Source organism: Oceanicola sp. 22II-s10i, from assembly GCF_002210105.1.
Taxonomy (GTDB): Bacteria; Pseudomonadota; Alphaproteobacteria; order Rhodobacterales; family Rhodobacteraceae; genus Pseudooceanicola.
In genome coordinates, this window is sequence record NZ_AQQU01000001.1 from 352,257 (window position 1) to 369,535 (window position 17,279).

The following is a 17,279-nucleotide window of genomic DNA, read 5'->3' on the forward strand; positions in this document are numbered from 1 at the left end:
TCTTTGTTTTGACTATAGCGAGAAGGCCCGCTGCCTCTCGAAACCGGGGATCACCGGCGCGGACGCGTTGAAAGCGAAGCGCCAGGAAATCGTCCCGTCATTCTTGTAACCGATCCGCACCACGCCGAGCCGGCCCTCCATGAACAGGCAGACAATCCGCCCGCCGTCCTTCAACTGGGCGGTCAGTGCCTCGGGCAGTTCCTCGACCGCGCCTTCGACCACGATCGCGTCGTAGGGTCCGTGTTCGGCGGCGCCCTCGGTCAGGGTGGCCTCGTGCAGGATGACGTTGTCGGCATTGATCTGCGACAGCACGTCCTGCGCGCCCGACAGCCGGTCGGGTTCGTCGACGGCGACCACGGCCTCGGCCATGCGTGCGATGACGGCGGCCGAATAGCCCGAGCCGCAGCCCAGGTCCATGACCAGCTCGTCCGACCGGATGTCCAGCGCGTCCAGCATCTTGGCCAGCGTCCGCGGCTCCAGCAGCACCCGTCCGCCACCGAGATCGAGGTTCTCGCCCAGATAGGCCGCCTCTCGCTTTTCCGTCGGCACGAAGAGTTCCCGCGGCACCGCGAGCATCGCCTCGATGATCGGGAATTTCGTCACGTCCGAGGGACGGATCTGAGCGTCGACCATGGTGGTGCGTCGCGCTGCGTAATCTGCCATTCTACCTGTCCCCTGCAGAATCCTTGGTTCGTATTGCCATATATGTCCGAGGGCGGCAACGCACCGTGGCACGTTGATCCGCAAGCCCTGTTCCGTTTGCCACACCCATGACACTTGCGAGGGTCGGGCGGATCAACCTAGGGGCCGCGACACCTTATGAAGTCGTGAATGTGCGGCGGGGCCACCAGTCCATTCGCCTGTCCGGCCCGGCGAGCCGGTGCACGCCGTCGAGCGCGTTGCCGGGCATGTGCCAGGTGACCCGCATGTCGACAGCGTTCCTGTCGCCATGCAGAGAAAACCGCGACCGCGAAACGCGATAGCAGCTGCGGACTGGCATCTCTGCAGCCGCGGGCCGGGCCGGCACTCGACCAAATTCAGGAGCGTGCTCACGGGGCGGCGCCGCGCGGTCCGGTCAAGCCAATCGTCCCTCGCAGGAGCACGCGAACGGATCACCACGTGCAAAGCCACAACCCCCACGTGGGGTATGCGGGCGGCTCGTCTTCCTCAGAAGGTATCGTGCACTCCGCTGACAAGTGGGGAGGTCGAACCCGAAATCCGATTGTGCAAAGCGGCGCCGCGACGACATCCCGCGCCTGGTACGATCACCACCGTTTCACGAAAACCGCGATACAGGCCATGTTGAAAAGACCCATTCCAACTCCGCCCCGCCTCGCCGGCATCCTGCTTATGGCGATCTCGTTCTTCATCGTCCCAAACGATGCTGATGCGGGCTTCAGTTACATGTGCAAGACCCGGAGCGGGCCACAGCTGCAAGCGGCCCACCGACAGAGCCTGTCAGGGCAGTACACATATTTCACCCTGACCAACCTGACCCGCCGGTCGCTCAAGATCGAGGTACTAAATGCCCGAGGCCACAAGCTCAACATGACCCTGGGCGCGGGGCGAATATCGGAAAACATCGCCGTTTTCATGATGAGTGCCCGGAACCGCTTCATCATTCGCTGTACGTAATTCGCCTGCCCGTTCGCCGAAAGGACCCCGACATGCCAACGACCCGGATCACCAATGCCCTTCTTGCAGTATTCTGCGTAGCGCCCGTGTTGAGCTTCGGCAGCACCGCAGCCTCGGCGTCCAACGTCCGCTGGTGCGACAGCGGGCAGTATCAGGACAGATCGTACTGCGCACGGGCAAGGAACGGCACGCTCGTCAATAACTGCGGCGAATATGTAAATTTCTACTGGTGCTATCGCGACTCCGGAAACCATAGCTGCAGGCGAAGCGGTGGAGAGCCGACGCAGTTTACAGGCGTACGTGCCAACGGCACCTACACCGTGCACAACGGACGCGCTTTCACCTATTGGACCTTTGCCTGCAAGTGAGGCTCGGACTCCTGGCGGATCAGATTGGGTGAGGTCGCCAGCGCCAGCCTCAGCATGTCGAGCCGCGTATCGCACATGAGCTTTGCCATCGCATCCTTGATCTGGGACCGGGTGGTCTGAAGTTTGGTTTGACGCAGTTCGGCGACCTCGTCGGTGCGAAACCCTTTGACGATCAGATCGCAGACCTCGAGTTCGGCCGGGGTCAGCAGGTGGAACGCGTCGAGGCCGCGGGCCGTGACATGCGTGTCCTCTTCCGGATCGATGAGTACGAGCATGGCCATGTGGGCATGTCCCAAATCGCCGTCCTTGACCGGGACAACGCGCGCGATCATCGGCAGCCCGCCGGAGCGACGTCGCAGTATCAGAACTGTCCGATTTGCCGGGAGGTCGCCTCGTAGCGCCCCGTTGAGCGCGGCAGCCAGAGCGCGCGCGTCGTCGATATCGGCACATTCAAGCCGTTCACCCGAGAGCGTCACGCAATCACCTTCGGCGGCCATCGCTCGAAAGGTCGGGTTGGCCAGCAACACATGGTCGTCGGGCGCCATGAACGCGACCCCGATGTTCAACCTGTCAAACAGGGTCTTGAGAGCCGCATAGCCGTCGGCCAGTGATGTGACGACCCGCTGCCCTTCCATCGCAAGCGCCAGCAGCGGCACCAGGTTCGGGGCCCAGGCCCGGAACGCCGGCGAAGCGACCGCCGGTTCCAGCGCGTCATTCGTGATGACGCAGTCGAGAAACGGCCCCACGGAATTCAACTTCGTCACCGTCCTTGCGCGCGCACCCGTCGCCTGCAGCAGACGCTCGCGGAAAGAGTTGGGCGGAAGTTCGGCAGCGTCATCCAGGCCCATGAGGGCCGCCTCGGTCATCACCGCACCGACCGGCGCCCGAGCGGCAACCTTGTAGGCCCCGCTGTCCTGCCAGACCTGACCCGAGAAGAACTCCGAGCGCAGGTGCGCCACCTCCTGCGTCTGATAAACATGTGATCCGAAGAACACGGGGGACGTGCGATGGCGCAAATCGTATTGAAAGATCGCCACCCCCGGAAGCGAGAGCGCCTCGGATATTCGGTCGCATACATCGTTCATCCGGTCTGCGGATGTCACCGCCCTGATGGCCAATGCAGCGATCTCCAACAGTGCGGCGGCAGATGAGCTTTCGGTAGTCATGGCGGCGCACACTATTCCCCGGATGACTGGTCCGGGCAAGGTTTGGTGAATTAACCGATTTGCAGGAATGCCCGCGGACCGGTGATATCGGGTGTTAGCGTCACGTCGCAACAAGTCAATTTTGCAAAGCCCGGTGTGATGCAGCGATCATTCTGTCGCGACGACCGGAAACCGGCCTCGGCCGCAATCCGGCCCGAGCGCATCGTCCGGATGTGGTGCATGAGCCGGAGGTGATCCAGGCGCGGGCCGAAGTCGATGCAATCGCACCACTGCCACAAGTCATCGCATCCGACTTCGACACCCAGCATTGATTTTCGGCGAGACGGGATGCGGGCTTGAAGGCTCGCGTGGCGCTACAAGCCGTGAAGGGCGGGCGGATCATATTGGTGCTCTGCCTCGGCTAAGGCCAGAGGATAGACGACGTGCAGCGCATGCGATGGAGCGAAATCGAGGATGGCGGGATCAGGCTGAGGTAGGGGAAGTCCGGGAAGCTGCTCTGGCTGCCTCTCACCCCGCACTTGGCCGCCGCGCTGGAACAAGCGCCCGGCGACATCTGAGCATGCTTTCGGAGGCAGACGGCCCGCTTTTATGCCCTCATCCCGCGTGGTGCGTGGTGGGCTAGGCAGGCGATCAGGCCCGAAGCGCTGGACCTACGCGCCCTGCGTTGCACGGCCGCCGTCCAGCTGTTCCTGTGCGACTGCAGCGACGACCTGATCGCAGCGGTGACAGGGCAGAGTCCCGCCATGGCGCAGTACGACACGCGGCAGGTTCGTCAGCGCGCGAGAGCGGTTGAGGCCCAGAAGAAGAGGCGATAGAACGAGCCGTGCCCGAATCGCGAATGCGCGGCAGGGCGAGTGGCAAGCCCCTCCGTCATCAGGCTAAGCCATTGAAAAGGCGAGTTGGCGGAGTGGTTACGCAGCGGATTGCAAATCCGTGCACACCGGTTCGATTCCGGTACTCGCCTCCAATTTCACCTTACATCGGTTTCAGACTAAGCCCCGCCATGACCCGGGTGGCACGCGGTATTGCAGGCCGGACCCGCCGCAACGGCGCCACGGCCGGCGGGCCGCCGGCCGTGGCACTGTCGGGACACAGTCGTCTTACTGGAAAACGGCCGACGGGTTGTCCAGGCTGTCCGAGCCTTCGAACGCGATGGCGTCGAGTCCGAGCGCGGTGACGATCCGTTCGATGCTGCGGGTCTGGTCGATCAGGCCGTTGACGGCGGCCATGATCAGCGCCTCGCCCTTCTTGTCGCCCGCCGCAAGCATCTGGTCATAGGCATAGCCGCCCTCGGCCTCGGTCCGGATCGCGTCCAGCGCGGTCATCGTGGTGTCCAGCTTGCCGCGCATCTCGGCGTCCAGCGCGGGGTCGGTCTCCTTCACCAGATCGGAGAGCGAGGCGCCCTCGACCACGCTGCCATCGGGACGGACGTAGCGGCCGAGATAGGCGTTCTGCACGCCCAGACCGTCGTAGTAATGCGAGTTGTGGGTGTTGTCGGAGAAGCAGTCGTGCTCCTCCTCCGGATCGTTCAGCATCAGGCCGAGGCGCATCCGCTCGCCCGCCTGCTCGCCGTAGGACAGGCTGCCCATACCGGTCAGCATGGCGACGAGGCCCGTGCCCTCGTCCTCCATCAGCGCCTCGCGCGCCTCTCCGCCATCGGCCCATGCCGTCGCCATTTCCTCAAGGTCCGAGATCAGCAGCGCCGTGGCCGAGGTCAGGTAGTTGGCGCGGCGATCGCAGTTGCCGCCGGTGCAGCCATCGCCCTGAACGTAGTCGGTATAGGGCCGGTCACCCGCGCCGGGACCGGTGCCGTTCAGGTCCTGCCCCCAGAGCAGGAATTCGATCGCGTGATAGCCGCGCGCGACGTTGGTTTCGATCCCGTCCGCCTCGTTCAGGCTGTCGGCGATCAGCGCGGGGGTGATCTCGGTCGCGTCGATCTCCTGCCCCGCGATGGTGATCTGCGGGTTCGCGATCACGTTCAGCGCCGCGAATTCGTTGGCGTCGGTCGGCCCGCCGTAGGACGCGTCGACATAGTCGATCAGACCCTCGTCCAGCGGCCAGGCATTCACCTTGCCTTCCCAATCGTCCACGATCGGGTTGCCGAAGCGGTAGACCTCGGTCTGCTGGTAGGGCACCCGCGCGGCCAGCCATGCCTCGCGCGCGGCGGCGAGCGTCTGTTCCGACGGACTGGCGACCAACGCATCGACGGCGCCCTGCAGGGCCTGCGCCGTGGTCAGGCTGTCGGCGTATTTCGCGGCGGCGATGTCGGCGTAGGTGTCGAGGACGGCGCCGCGGTCGGCCGCGACGGCGGGACCGGCAAGCGCGAGGCCGAGGATGAATGTGGCGCGGGAGAGGGTGTGCATCGGGATGCCTTTCAGTGCAGGGTCCGGGGGAGTCCGGAGCCGGTTTCGGTTGCTGGCCCGTGAGCGGGCGTTGCTGCCATACGCCTGAGCGACAGGCCGAAGGTTTCCGCCAGATGCGCCAGCCACGGGGCCATGTCGGCCCGCACGATCAGCGTCGCGAACAACAGGGCGTCCTCGCGGCTGCCTTCGCTGGCGGCGGCGATGAAGTTGGCGAAACAGGCCTCGTCCGCGCCGAGGCACTTGCACCCCAGGTGGTGGCGCATCAGCGGGCGGCGGCCGTGACGGGTGCAAAGGTCGCAGAGGTCCTCGAACGCGCGGATCGCGGCCTCGCCGCTGCGCGAGCCGAGGGCCGCGGCGAAGTCCTGCGACATGCGACGGCGGCCTTCGGCGCCGTCGCACCACTGGCGCAGGCACAGCACGGCGCCCGCTTCGACCGGCGGCAGTTCCGACAGGAAGCCCACCGGGGCCCCGCCGCGTGGCGGTGTGGTTTCAGGGGTGCTCATGTCGGTCATTTCGTCAGGATCAGCTTGCCCGCGCGGGTGATCCGCAACGTGTAAGTCTGCCCGAGGTGTTCGATCTGGGCGGTGTTTCCGCCCCCCGTCAGCTGTTCCGCCTGATGCGAAGGCGCCTGTCCGGCGTCCGTTTGTTGGTCCGTTTCGTTCATCATGCCGCTTTTCCTGTCGCCTGACATCGTCTGCGTCCTGGGTCGCTTGCCGGGCTGACCCGTGCTCGCGCAGAGGCGACGGGGTTGGCTGGGGCTTCACATCAAAGCTGAGTGATTAAGTCGGAATTGTCAATCCGAGTCTTTTCATCGGATTTCCGGCATATCTGAATTCGGCTTCCCTGCCTTGTGACCGATGCTAGGCTGACAGCGGAGAAACGGGCCCGCCCTGCCCGAAGGAGGAGAGACCATGTCGCAAAGGATCCAGGCAGACACAGTGTGCCCGACATGAAGGAATACCTGACAATCCGCACCGCTTCGAACCAGTCCGCCTCGGTCGGCGCCGCGCTGACGGCGACCCGGCTGGCCGATGGCGCAGCCCGTGCGATCGGCCTGTTCTCGCCCCAGATCGGGGCCAGCGTGAACACCGTGTTCGCCATCGTCTCGGGCGAGGATCGTGCCGCGCTGGACCGGGCGGCGGGCGAAATCGGGGCGATCGCGGATGTGACCTCGGTCGACCGGCAGGCGCTCACCCCGGCGGCGGAGCGGAACCTCGACATGCTGGGCGACAGCCCGGCGATGTTCACCAACCGCTGGTTCCACGTCCTTTCCGACAAGGCCGAGGCCTTTGAACAGGACACCATCCCGGTCTGGGACGGGTTCGAGCACGACACCAAGTGCAACGTCATCGGCCTGTGGCACACCGCGCCTCGCGACGGCGTCACCAGCTACCTGCTCGTCGCGCGATACGACGACCTGCTCGCATGGTCGAACTCGCGTTACTACAACATGGACCCGAACGCGCCGAAACCGGCGTGGGTGGAAAGCTTCGCCCGCAGGCGGGGCTACATGACCGACACCTCGGTCATCGCCACCCGCTGCATCGGCACCAGCGCGGCCTGACCGGCCGCGTCAGGCGTTGAAGTGCAGCCGCAGGCCCGGATAGGGCCAGCGGGCATGATAGAGCGCGCCGGTGGCCGAGGCGCAGATCCACGCATCCATCATGTCTGCCCCGCCGAAACAGATGTTGGTGATCGACGGATCGCTGGGGCATTCCACGAACTCCGCCGCGCCCGTGATGGGGTCGACGATGTTGATCCCGCCCCGCACCAGCGTCGCCTGCGCGATATGCCCGTTCTCCTGTATCGCGAGGCTGTCGAGCAGCTGGAAATCCGGCAGCGTCGTCACCAGCCGTCCGGGGCGCGGGGCGACAGGCGGCTTGACCTTGCCGGGGCCGGTAACCTCGAAGGCCCAGATCCGGCTGGTGCGCGTCTCGGCCACGTAGACCTCGGTGTCGCCGGGAGACAGGCCAATGCCGTTCGGCGTGACCAGCGGGCCGAAGACCCTGTGGCAGGACGACCCGTCGGGCTGCGCGTAGTGGAACGCGCCGTGGTGCATCATCTCGGAATTCGACTTGCCGAGGTCGGTGAAATAGAACCCGCCCGCCTTGTCGAAGACGATGTCGTTGGGGCCCCGCAGCGGCCGGCCGTCGGATTCGGTGTAAAGCGTTTCGAACTTGCCCGAGGACAGGTCGACCCGCTGGATCGACCCGGTGACGTAGTCGTCCGCCATCCCCGTGGGCCGCGTGTGCCCGCCGTCGGTGCGCCAGTTGAAGCCGCCGTTGTTGCAGACGTAGCAGGCCCCGTCCGGCCCGATAGCCGCGCCGTTCGGGCCGCCGCCCAGTTCGGCGATGACCTCCTTCTTGCCGTCCGGTGTCACGCGCGTCAGCGTCTGCCGCTTGATCTCGACAAGCACGATGGATCCGTCGTCCATCGCGATCGGGCCCTCGGGGAACTCCAGCCCATCACAGACCTTGGTGAATTTCATCGTCGTTCCTCCCTATCCCTGACCCGGCAGGATCATCACCTTGGACGCGCCCCGTTCATGGGCGAGGCCGAAGCCGCGCACCGCTTCGTCCAGCGGCAGGCGGTGCGTGATCATCTTGCGGAAAATCTCCGGCTCCTTGGCCATCGCCGCCAGCACCCGCCGCCATTCCGGGCCGCGCGCACCGTGGCTGGCACGGATCTGCAACCGGCGGCGGACGAAGTCGGTGGCGGGGAAGCGGGCATCCTCTTCGTGGATGCCGGCCATGACGAACACGCCCTCCATCCTGAGCAGGGCCAGACCGTCGGTGATCGACACCGCCTTGCCGGTCGCCTCGAACACCACGTCGCAGCCGCCGAAATCCGACTTGAGACGGTCCATCGCCCCCGGTTCCTTGAGGTCGTAAACCTGATCGAAGCCGAGCGCGCGGCAGGTCTCCAGCCGGGGTGCGTCGTCGAAGCCGACCACGGCAACGTCGGTCGCGCCGGACAGCCGGGCAAAGATCGCCAGCGCCTGCCCGATGGTGCCGGGGCCGAGGACCACGACCCGGTCGCCCTGCCCCACGCCGCCGACCCGCACCGCCGTCGCGCCGACGCCGAGCGGTTCGGTCAGCGCGGCCAGTTCGTAATCCACCGCGTCCGGCAGCGGCAGGCAGCCCGAGGCGCGGGCGGTGACGCGCGGGGCGAACCCGCCGTCGCGCCGCAGGCCGAGGGTCTGCTTGTTCTGGCATTTCTCGCTGTCCCCTGCCCGGCAGGCCGGGCAGGCGTTGCAGGGAGCTGAGGGCATGACGGTGACCCGGTCGCCGACCTTGACGTGTTCCACATCCGGCCCGACCGCCACGATGCGGCCCGCGAATTCGTGGCCCAGCGTCAGCGGCAGCAGCGGCACCATGAATTCGTAGCCCGGCGTCCAGTCGTCGACATGCAGGTCCGACCCGCAGATGCCCGCCGCCTCGACCTCGACAATCACGTCGGTCCCCTGCGGCGCGGACGGCTCCGGCACCTCTTCCAGCGCGACACCGGCCTGGGCGGCGATCTTTCTCAGCGCCTTCATGTCAGAGCTTCCCCTCGAAGGCCGCGATCGGCGGATGCGCGTCGGGCGAGGTCATGACGTCCAGCAGCACCGGCTTGTCAGAGGCCAGCCCTTCCTTCAGCCCCGCGACGAACTGCTCGACGTTCTCGCAGCGGATGCCCCGCACGCCCGCGCCTTCTGCGATCTTCGCGTGATCGACCTCGGTAAAGAAGATCGCCCCGGTGTGGTCGCCGAACTTCGACAGCTCGCCGTGCTTCTGGAACCCGAGGATGCCGTTGTTCAGGACGATCACCGTGACGGCCAGCCCCATGCGGCGGGCCGTCTCCAGCTCCGCCCATGTGTGGGCGAACCCGCCATCGCCGACCAGCACGACAACCTTCTTCGCCGGATCCGCCACCTTGGCGCCGAGCGCGAAGGGCATGCCCCAGCCCAGCCCGGCGATGCCGCGCGGGGTGATGAACCGCTGCCCGGCGCGCTTGGCAGTCAGGAAGTTCACGATCCAGAGCGAGGAATAGGACGCGTCGGCGCAGACGATGGTGTCCGCGTCGATCAGCTTGTCGAGCTCCGCCATCATCCGCTCGGGCCGCATCGGCGCGGAGTCGCTTTGCGTGACCGGGGCGGCCTCGTCCCGCCCTTTCGCGCGGCCCTCGGCGATCCGCGCCTCGATCCCGGCGCGGGCGGCCTTGCGCTGATCCAGACCCGCGTCCTTCAGCGCAGCCAACAGCGCCTCGATCCCGAGCCGCGCGTCGCCCTGAAGGCGCAGCGCCTCGTAGTTGCGGCCGATCTCCATCCCGTCGATGTCGAGGTGGATGAACCGGGCCTTGGGAGGATAGAGCTTCCAGCTGTCGGTGCCGTTCTGGTTGGTCCGCGTCCCGATAAGCAGCACCACGTCGGCCTCGTCCAAGAGTGGCTTCTGATGCCGGAACGGCGAATGCGACCCGAGCGCGTTGGCCAGCACGCCGACCGTCAGCGGATGCGTTTCGTCCGCCGCGCCCTTGCCCATGTTCGTCGTCGCAACCGGCAGATGCGCCTCGTCCTGCAATGCGCTCAGCGCCGCCGTCGCCTGGCTCAGGTGCACGCCGCCGCCCGCGATGACCAGCGGGTTCTTCGCCTGCGCGAGCAGCGCGGCGGCCTCGGCGATGCGCGCCGGATCGGGGACCGACCGGTCGAGCGGGAAGGTGCCCAGAACCTCCTGCCGCGTGTCGATGGAGGAATGCAGCTCCACCAGCAGGTCCGCCGGACACAGCAGGACCGCAGGCCCCGGACGACCGGTCGTCGCGGCGGTGATCGCCATGTCGACGTAATCCTCGACCCGGCTGGCCACGTCGATCCGCTTGATCCACTTGGCGCAGGACTGGAACAGGCCGAAATGGTCGAATTCCTGAAATGCGTTGCGGTCGGTCTGGTCGCGGTTGACCTCCTGCACGATGGCTAGCACCGGGACCGAGGCCTTGATCGCCTCGGCCAGCGGCGCGACCAGCAGCGTGGCGGCAGGGCCGTTCTGGGCGGTGACGACACCGATCTTGCCCGAGATCCGCGCATAGGCGTCGGCCATCACGCCACCCGCGTTCTCGGCGCGGTAATTCACCTGCAGCATGCCAAAATCCGGCGCGACCAGATGCAGCGCGGTCGGCAGGCTCTGTCCGAAGAGCACCTCGACCCCGTTGCGTTTCAGTGCCGCCGCCAGCGTGACCGCCACCGGCGATTGTCCCGGATTTCCGTCCATTGCGCCTGTCCTCCCTGCGCGGCCCTCCTGCCGCGAGGCGAGCATGGGCAATCGCGCGGCGAAGCGCCAGACGCGATCACGCGCGGCCACATCCCTGAAACGCCGGTCCGGGCCTCAGACGGTGCCGCTGCGCACCGCGCCGCAGATGCGGCCCAGCAGGTCGAGGCACTGGCCCAGCTGGTCGAGCGAGACGAATTCGTCCGGCCGGTGCGCCTGCGCGATGGAGCCGGGGCCGCAGATCACCACCTCCATCCCGATCTCCTGGAACAGCCCCGCCTCGGTCCCGAAGGGCACCACGCCCGCGCCGTTCGCGCCGGTCAGCCGCTGGATCAGGTCCCGCGCCGCATTGCTGTCCATGGGGATCAGCCCGGCCACCTCGCCGATCACCTCGGTCGCGATCCCGGCACCCGGAAACACGCGCTGCATCTCGGGCAGCAGGCCGTCGCGGACCAGCGCCGCCAGATCGGCCTTCACGAAATCCATGTCGGCGGGCACCACGGGCCGCATTTCCCAGTCCAGCACCGCGTGACCGGCGATCACGTTGTGCGCATGCCCGCCCTTGAGCGCGCCGACGTTGATCGTCGAATGCGGCGGGTCGAAGCGCGATCCGGCAGGCGCCCGGTCAATCAGCGCCTGCCGCAGCTCCAGCAGCCGGGCGACATAGCGGGCGGCGTATTCGACGGCATTCACACCCCGTTCGGGGGCCGAGCCGTGCCCTTCGGAGCCGGTGAAAGTGACGGTATATTCGCAGCAGCCCTTGTGACCCTCGATCGGCGCCATGTCGGTCGGTTCGCCGATGATCGCCAGCGACGGGCGGGCCTCGCGATCCCGCAGAACCCCGGCCAGCGACCGCGCGCCGAGGCAGCCGACCTCTTCGTCATGGGTGAAGGCGAAATGGATCGGCCGGCTCTGCGCGGCCTCGGCCATGTCGTCCAGCCGCGCGAGGCAGGCGGCGATGAAGCCTTTCATGTCGCAGGTGCCGCGCCCGTAGAGCAGGCCCTCGCGTTCCTCCATCCGGAAGGGATCGCTGGTCCACGGCTGGTCCGCCACCGGCACCACATCCGTGTGACCGGAGAACATCAGCCCTCCGGGGCGGTCCGGGCCCAGCGTGGCGAACAAGTTCGCCTTGGTCCCGCAGGCACTCGGCATCACCTCGACCCGCGCACCCGCATGTTCAAGCCGGTCCGCGATATACGAGATGATCGCAAGGTTGCTGTCCGCCGAAACGGTCGGCATCGCGATCAGGTTACCCAGGATCGCGCGGCATGCGGAAAGGTCGGACATCACGCCCCCCGGTTCAGTCCTTGACGAACAGCTGGCGCGGCACGTTGCACAGCGGCTCTGCCGGGCCATCCTCGCGGATCAGGATCGTCTCGGTGGTCTCAAGACCCCAGCCCTCCATCCACAGGCCCGGCATGAAATGGAAGGTCATGCCCGGCTGCAGCACCGTCTCGTCGAAGGCGCGCAGGCTGACGGTGTGTTCGCCCCAGTCGGGCGGATAGGACAGGCCGACGGCATAGCCGCAGCGGGCGGGGCGCTCGATGCCGACCTTCATCAGCTCCGTGTCCAAAGCGCGGGCAATGTCGCAGGCCCGGTTGCCGGGGCGGGCGACCTCGATCCCGGCATTCAGACCTTCGGTCAGCGCCTGCGCCGCGTCCGACATGTGCTTGGGTGGCTTGCCGAAGAAAATCGAACGGCAGAGCGGCGCGTGATAGCGGCGGTAACAGCCCGACTGTTCGATGAAGGTCGCCTCGTTCTTCTTCAGCGCCTCGCCGTTCCACGTCAGGTGCGGCGCGGCAGCGTCTTCGCCCGAGGGCAGCAGCGGCACGATGGCCGGGTAATCGCCCCAGCTGTCGTCCTCGCCCTGCACCGAGGTCTTGAACAGCTCGCCCACCAGATCGTGCTTGCGCATCCCCGGCTCGGCCAGTTCGACGGCGCGGTGGATCACCAGCTCGGAAATCCGCGCGGCGCGGCGCATGAAGTCGATCTCGGCGGGCGACTTGATCAGCCGCTGCCAGTTGACCAGCGTCGTGGCGTCGACGAACTGCGCGTTCGGCAGCCCCTCGGCCAGCACGGCGAAAGCGCGGGCGGTGAAGTAGTAGGTCTCCATCTCGATCCCGATGCGCTTGTCGCCATAGCCCATGATCCGCAGGTGCGAGGCGAGGTCCTCCATCGGGTGGATATCCGGGGCCTGGATGTAGCGATCGGCGTAGTGGATGATGCTCTCGTCCTCCATCCACACCGTGCGCCGCGCGCCGTTGGCGTCCATCAGGCGGCCCCACCAGATCGGATCGCCCTCCATCGTCAGGATCACGCCCTGGTGGACGTAGAAGGACCAGCCGTCATAGCCGGTCAGCCAGAACTGGTTGGAGGGGTTCGTGACGAACAGGACATCGACGCCAAGCTCGGCCATGGCGGCGCGGGTCAGGGCGATACGGCGGTCGTATTCCTCACGGGCGAACGGGGCGTTCTGGATCGGCATGGGGCCTCCCTCATCCTGCGGTCTGCCCCAGTCATCGGCGCTGCGGCGCGTGATGTAAACACGCACGACAGCAGACGGGGGCCCGCAGGCCCCCGTGGCGCCGCCAGATCGGGCAGCGGGCGAGGCCCGCCGTCAGGCGGGATGAGCCGCGGTCACAGCCACTCGGCCGCGTGTTCGCCCAGCACCGGCGACTGCCGGTCCCAGCGGGGCGGCGTCGCGGGCATCTGCACGACCGGCCCGATGTGCCGCATCCGCCCGCGCGAGCCGTCGCTTTCCACGAACACCGGCTCCAGATCGGCCAGCGCCGGGAAATCGCCCTTCTCCGGCCATCGCCCCTGGTCCTGAAAGAACATCGCCGAGCGGCAGAGCGACACCTGAACGTGCCAACTGCCGCCCTCCTCGGCCCGCTTCTCCAGCGCCAGCAGGATGCCGAGCGCGCCGAGATAGCCGGTCATGTAATCGCAGGCGGGCAGCGGGATCAGCTCGGGCTGGCCCGGTTCGCCATGCTCGTCGAGGATGCCGGTGACGGTCTGTGCCACCTGTTCCCATCCGGCGCGGTCCGACAGCGGGCCGCCATGGCCGTAGCAGGACACCGACAGGTAGACGATCCCCGGCCGCAGCTTCGCGAGATCCTCGGGCGCGAAACCGTGCTTGGAGAGCGCGCCGGGCCGGTAGCCCTGCGAGAAGACGTCGGCGTCCTTGATCAGACCGCGAAGCGTCTCGGCATCTCCGGCGTCGGCGAGGTCGAGGTAGGTCGAGCGTTTGCCATGGCTGGTGTCGCGCACGAACTCCTCGACCTGCGGGATGCCTTCCTTGGCGATCATCAGCACGTCCGCACCGTGTTCCGCCAGCGTCCGCGCCGCGACCGGCCCGGCGAGGATGCGGGTCAGGTCCAGCACGCGGAGGCCGTCCAGCGGACGCTCGACCGTGCCGGGGATCGGTTCCGCAGGGGCATCGCCGATCCGCTCGATGGTGATGACGGGCCGCGCGGCCAGCGCCTGTCCATGCGGATGCGCGCGCCACTCGGCCTCGGTCCGGACCTTGCCGCCGCAGACGCGGGCACGGGCGATGGCCTCTTCCAGATCGTCGGCGGTCCATTTCGCCACCGCGTCGCGCACGGCGTCGGGCTGCAACTCGCAATCCAGCACCTCCAGTATGCGCTTCTGCAGGTTCGGCAGGCTCAGGTGCGGCAGCACGTGCCGCCCGTCCTTCGTCGGCCAGCCACGGATGCACTGCCGCGCGACCTCGCGCTCGGGCACCGGGTCGGGCCGCTTGTAGCCGCCCTTGCCGTCATCCTCGAACGCGATGTTGGAATGCATCAGCGCGCCGATGGCGTGGCGGGGATCGACCGTCACCTCCTGTGCGGGTCCGCCGCGCTCCGCGACGATGTCGGCCACGACGCCGCCGATGGTGCCGATCACGGCCGCCACGGTCTGTTCCACCCGGAACTTCGTGGGGGCGTTGGCGCCGGTTTCGGGAATATGGATCGGCGTCTTGATCGGCCTGCCGCGCAGAGCGGCCAGATCCTCGAGCGCCTGCCCGGCGATCATCTGGTCCTTCATGGGGTCCTCCTCCTCCGAGTCCGTGCAGCCTAGCGCGCCCGCCCGAGTCGCGCCAAACGCCTCGGGCGCATTGACAGGAACGCGGCGGCGCTCAGCCGTGGGGGACGAGGATCTGCCGCAGCGCGTCGCCCGAGGCGAGGCGGTCAAAGCCCTCGTTGATCTCGTCATATCCGATCTTGCGGTCGATCAGCCCGTCAACCGGCAGCGCGCCCGCGCGATACATGGCGAGGAAGCGCGGGATGTCCCGGACCGGAACGCAGGATCCCATGTAGCTGCCGAGGATGCTCTTCTCGTTCGACACCAGATCGCCCTGCTCGAAGGCGAACTTGGCCCCCGTCGGCGGCAGCCCCGCCGTCACCACCCGGCCGCCACGGACGGCCACGGAATAGGCCGCCTCCATCGCCTTGACCACGCCCGCCAGTTCGACCGCCACGTCCACGCCGCCGCCGGTCAGGTCCATCACCTTTGTCTTCAGCTCCGGGTCCGCCGCGTTGAAGGTGTGGGTCGCGCCCATGCCCTTGGCCTTCGCCAGCTTCCGGTCGTCCACGTCGCAGGCGATGATCGTGCCCGCACCCGCCGCCCGCGCGCCCAGCAGACCGCACAGGCCCACGCCGCCAAGCCCGAAGACCGCCACGCTCTGCCCCGGACGGATGTTCGCCGTGTTCAGCATCGCGCCCACCCCGGTCATCACCGCGCAGCCGAAGATCGCCGCATCGTCCATCGATATGGAGTCGTCGATCTTCACCACCGAGCCCCGGTTCACCACCACGTAGTTGGAGAAACACGATAGCCCGGCGTGGTGGCGGATCACCTCGCCCCCGTCCCCCCGGATGCGCGATCCGCCCGAGATCAGTTCGCCCTTGGCGCGGGCCTTGGGCGCTTCCTCGCAGATCTGCGGCCGGCCCGACTGGCAGTTTCGGCAGCGCCCGCAGGAGACGGAGAACTGGAACACCAACGGGTCGCCCACCTTGATGTCCATGATCGCCGACCCGACCTCGACCACCTCGCCCGCGCCCTCGTGGCCGAGGGCCATGGGCAGCGGCGTGCCCCGCGATCCGTTGATGATCGACAGGTCCGAATGGCACAGCCCCCCGCCGATCACCTTGACCACCAGATCGGTCGGCGCGGGCGGCAGCAGCGTCACGTCCTCGACCGACAGGGGTTTGCTTTCCGCGTAGGGCGCGGGACGCGCGAGTTCGCGCAGGATAACGGCTTTGGCTTGCATGACAGGTCCTCCCGGCGCGGAGCCTAGAGCGGCGCCTTTGCGTGCGGAAAGCGTTTTTTCACGCTTGCCAGATGCTTGGGCAGGCCCGCCCGCTTTGCGCTTTCGGATCGGAAATGACTTGAAAGCCGCTCCCTTTACGCTTTTTCATCGGTGCAGGAGGGTCGCCCGTGACCGAAAACGCCGCCGTCGAAGTCCAGAAAGCCAGCCGAGTCTACGGGGCCGGATCATCCGCCGTCCGGGCGCTGGACGAGGTCAGCCTGACAATCCGGCGCGGCGAATTCTTCACCCTTCTCGGGCCGTCCGGCTGCGGAAAGACCACGCTGCTGCGCCTGATCGCGGGGTTCGAGACGCCGACGACCGGGCAGATCCTGATCGACGGCAAGGACGTGTCCCAGACCCCGCCGAACCAGCGGCGGGTGAACACCGTATTCCAGAGTTACGCCCTGTTCCCGCACCTGACCGTGTCGCAGAACATCGGTTTCGGGCTGGAAATGCTGGGCCGGCCCCGCGCGCAGATCAAGGACGCCGTCGCCCGGATGCTGGCGCTGGTGAAGATGGAGAAGATGGCCGACCGCCGTCCCCAGATGCTTTCGGGCGGCCAGCAACAGCGCGTGGCACTGGCCCGCGCGCTGGCGCCGGAACCCGAGGTGCTGCTGCTGGACGAGCCGCTGTCGGCGCTGGACCTGAAGCTGCGCAAGGAGATGCAGCTGGAACTGAAGCGCCTGCAGACCGAGACGGGTATCACCTTCGTCTTCGTCACCCACGACCAGGAAGAAGCGCTGACCATGTCCGACCGGATCGGCGTGATGAGCGCGGGCAACCTGTTGCAGGTCGGCGCCCCGCGCGAAATCTACAACCGCCCCGTGAACCGCTTCGTCGCGGATTTCATCGGCGAGACGAACTTCCTGACCGCGACCATCCGCAACGGCATCCCCCGCCTGTCGAACGGCGAGGCGGTGCAGGCCAAGGGCCCGGCGCGGCTGGACGGCAAGACGGTGACGCTGGCGGTCCGGCCCGAACAGGTGCGCATCGACCCCGAGGGGCCGATCCACGCCACCATCGCCCAGACCGTCTATTTCGGCACCGACACCCACTGCCACCTGCGCCTTGCCGACGGGACCGAACTGGTCGCGCGGTTGCAGAGCCCGCCGTCGGGCGACATCGGGCTGAAGGCGGGCGAGAAGGTCAGGATCGGATTCGTCCCCGGCGCGGTCCAGATGCTGGAGGGCTGAGGC

Annotated in this window: 16 protein-coding genes and 1 tRNA gene; 5 read left to right on the plus strand and 12 right to left on the minus strand. The window is 67.3% G+C overall.

All coding sequences use genetic code 11. The annotated features are described in order from the left end of the window. Positions 1 to 12: 12 nt before the first annotated feature. Positions 13 to 663, minus strand: a complete 651-nt coding sequence (locus tag ATO6_RS01845) for a protein-L-isoaspartate O-methyltransferase (protein WP_088622242.1) — start codon at positions 661 to 663, stop codon at positions 13 to 15. Between the two features lie 516 nt (positions 664 to 1,179). Here ATO6_RS01845 and ATO6_RS01850 point away from each other — a divergent pair. Both ATO6_RS01850 and ATO6_RS24750 read left to right on the plus strand, forming a co-directional pair. Next, a complete protein-coding gene (locus ATO6_RS01850; protein ID WP_141101912.1) occupies positions 1,180 to 1,635 on the plus strand; it encodes a hypothetical protein in 456 nt (151 codons plus the stop codon). 32 nt (positions 1,636 to 1,667) lie between these two features. After that, positions 1,668 to 2,003 carry a hypothetical protein gene (locus ATO6_RS24750; protein ID WP_141101913.1) on the plus strand — a complete coding sequence of 112 codons (336 nt, stop codon included), beginning with the start codon at positions 1,668 to 1,670 and terminating at the stop codon, positions 2,001 to 2,003. Here the strand turns inward: ATO6_RS24750 and ATO6_RS01855 are convergent. Further along, a complete protein-coding gene (locus ATO6_RS01855; RefSeq protein ID WP_141101914.1) occupies positions 1,979 to 3,169 on the minus strand; it encodes a hypothetical protein in 1,191 nt (396 codons plus the stop codon). The genes ATO6_RS24750 and ATO6_RS01855 overlap by 25 nt on opposite strands. An 893-nt stretch (positions 3,170 to 4,062) precedes the next feature. On the opposite strand from ATO6_RS01855, the gene ATO6_RS01860 reads away from it, so the two are divergent. After that, positions 4,063 to 4,136, plus strand: a tRNA-Cys gene (locus tag ATO6_RS01860). A gap of 133 nt (positions 4,137 to 4,269) precedes the next feature. On the opposite strand, the gene ATO6_RS01865 is transcribed toward ATO6_RS01860, so the two are convergent. From ATO6_RS01865 to hemP, 3 genes are read right to left on the minus strand one after another with little or no spacing between them, the layout of a single operon-like run. Continuing rightward, on the minus strand, positions 4,270 to 5,532 hold the full coding sequence (locus tag ATO6_RS01865) for an imelysin family protein (RefSeq protein WP_088622245.1): 1,263 nt from the start codon (positions 5,530 to 5,532) through the stop codon (positions 4,270 to 4,272). An 11-nt stretch (positions 5,533 to 5,543) separates the two neighbouring features. Next, positions 5,544 to 6,035: a hypothetical protein gene (locus ATO6_RS01870; RefSeq protein WP_088623363.1), complete on the minus strand. Its 492-nt coding sequence runs from the start codon at positions 6,033 to 6,035 to the stop codon at positions 5,544 to 5,546. A 5-nt stretch (positions 6,036 to 6,040) separates the two neighbouring features. Then, complete coding sequence (gene hemP / locus ATO6_RS01875) at positions 6,041 to 6,196, minus strand: hemin uptake protein HemP (RefSeq protein ID WP_254919089.1); 156 nt, start codon at positions 6,194 to 6,196, stop codon at positions 6,041 to 6,043. A gap of 276 nt (positions 6,197 to 6,472) precedes the next feature. Here hemP and ATO6_RS01880 point away from each other — a divergent pair, with 276 nt between their 5' ends. Further along, complete coding sequence (locus tag ATO6_RS01880; RefSeq protein ID WP_141101915.1) at positions 6,473 to 7,096, plus strand: hypothetical protein; 624 nt, start codon at positions 6,473 to 6,475, stop codon at positions 7,094 to 7,096. A 9-nt stretch (positions 7,097 to 7,105) separates the two neighbouring features. On the opposite strand, the gene ATO6_RS01885 is transcribed toward ATO6_RS01880, so the two are convergent. The 7 genes from ATO6_RS01885 to ATO6_RS01915 all read right to left on the minus strand — a co-directional run bounded on the left by ATO6_RS01885 (position 7,106) and on the right by ATO6_RS01915 (position 16,044). After that, the gene (locus ATO6_RS01885; protein WP_088622248.1) at positions 7,106 to 8,020 is read right to left on the minus strand and encodes an SMP-30/gluconolactonase/LRE family protein; all 915 of its coding nucleotides are present in this window, start codon (positions 8,018 to 8,020) and stop codon (positions 7,106 to 7,108) included. A gap of 12 nt (positions 8,021 to 8,032) precedes the next feature. Further along, positions 8,033 to 9,070 carry a zinc-binding dehydrogenase gene (locus ATO6_RS01890; protein WP_088622249.1) on the minus strand — a complete coding sequence of 346 codons (1,038 nt, stop codon included), beginning with the start codon at positions 9,068 to 9,070 and terminating at the stop codon, positions 8,033 to 8,035. Position 9,071: 1 nt separating this feature from the next. Further along, complete coding sequence (locus tag ATO6_RS01895) at positions 9,072 to 10,775, minus strand: acetolactate synthase catalytic subunit (protein WP_088622250.1); 1,704 nt, start codon at positions 10,773 to 10,775, stop codon at positions 9,072 to 9,074. A 114-nt stretch (positions 10,776 to 10,889) separates the two neighbouring features. Further along, positions 10,890 to 12,059 (minus strand): acetylornithine deacetylase, encoded by a 1,170-nt coding sequence (gene argE / locus ATO6_RS01900; protein ID WP_088622251.1) that lies wholly within the window; start codon positions 12,057 to 12,059, stop codon positions 10,890 to 10,892. Between the two features lie 13 nt (positions 12,060 to 12,072). Beyond that, positions 12,073 to 13,257 carry a M24 family metallopeptidase gene (locus tag ATO6_RS01905; protein WP_088622252.1) on the minus strand — a complete coding sequence of 395 codons (1,185 nt, stop codon included), beginning with the start codon at positions 13,255 to 13,257 and terminating at the stop codon, positions 12,073 to 12,075. Positions 13,258 to 13,409: 152 nt separating this feature from the next. Continuing rightward, a complete protein-coding gene (locus ATO6_RS01910; protein WP_141101916.1) occupies positions 13,410 to 14,819 on the minus strand; it encodes a CoA transferase in 1,410 nt (469 codons plus the stop codon). 91 nt (positions 14,820 to 14,910) lie between these two features. After that, positions 14,911 to 16,044 carry a zinc-binding dehydrogenase gene (locus ATO6_RS01915; RefSeq protein ID WP_088622254.1) on the minus strand — a complete coding sequence of 378 codons (1,134 nt, stop codon included), beginning with the start codon at positions 16,042 to 16,044 and terminating at the stop codon, positions 14,911 to 14,913. A 167-nt stretch (positions 16,045 to 16,211) separates the two neighbouring features. Between ATO6_RS01915 and ATO6_RS01920 the strand changes: the two genes are divergently transcribed. After that, positions 16,212 to 17,276 (plus strand): ABC transporter ATP-binding protein, encoded by a 1,065-nt coding sequence (locus ATO6_RS01920; RefSeq protein ID WP_088622255.1) that lies wholly within the window; start codon positions 16,212 to 16,214, stop codon positions 17,274 to 17,276. Positions 17,277 to 17,279: the final 3 nt, after the last annotated feature.

Coding starts and splice junctions, on each gene's coding strand:
- ATO6_RS01915 (WP_088622254.1), bottom strand. CDS start 16,044: ATGCAAGCCAAAGCCGTTATCCTGCGCGAACTCGCGCGTCCCGCGCCC.
- ATO6_RS01845 (WP_088622242.1), bottom strand. CDS start 663: ATGGCAGATTACGCAGCGCGACGCACCACCATGGTCGACGCTCAGATC.
- ATO6_RS01855 (WP_141101914.1), bottom strand. CDS start 3,169: ATGACTACCGAAAGCTCATCTGCCGCCGCACTGTTGGAGATCGCTGCA.
- ATO6_RS01885 (WP_088622248.1), bottom strand. CDS start 8,020: ATGAAATTCACCAAGGTCTGTGATGGGCTGGAGTTCCCCGAGGGCCCG.
- argE (WP_088622251.1), bottom strand. CDS start 12,059: ATGTCCGACCTTTCCGCATGCCGCGCGATCCTGGGTAACCTGATCGCG.
- ATO6_RS01895 (WP_088622250.1), bottom strand. CDS start 10,775: ATGGACGGAAATCCGGGACAATCGCCGGTGGCGGTCACGCTGGCGGCG.
- hemP (WP_254919089.1), bottom strand. CDS start 6,196: ATGAACGAAACGGACCAACAAACGGACGCCGGACAGGCGCCTTCGCAT.
- ATO6_RS01870 (WP_088623363.1), bottom strand. CDS start 6,035: ATGAGCACCCCTGAAACCACACCGCCACGCGGCGGGGCCCCGGTGGGC.
- ATO6_RS01905 (WP_088622252.1), bottom strand. CDS start 13,257: ATGCCGATCCAGAACGCCCCGTTCGCCCGTGAGGAATACGACCGCCGT.
- ATO6_RS01890 (WP_088622249.1), bottom strand. CDS start 9,070: ATGAAGGCGCTGAGAAAGATCGCCGCCCAGGCCGGTGTCGCGCTGGAA.
- ATO6_RS01910 (WP_141101916.1), bottom strand. CDS start 14,819: ATGAAGGACCAGATGATCGCCGGGCAGGCGCTCGAGGATCTGGCCGCT.
- ATO6_RS24750 (WP_141101913.1), top strand. CDS start 1,668: ATGCCAACGACCCGGATCACCAATGCCCTTCTTGCAGTATTCTGCGTA.
- ATO6_RS01865 (WP_088622245.1), bottom strand. CDS start 5,532: ATGCACACCCTCTCCCGCGCCACATTCATCCTCGGCCTCGCGCTTGCC.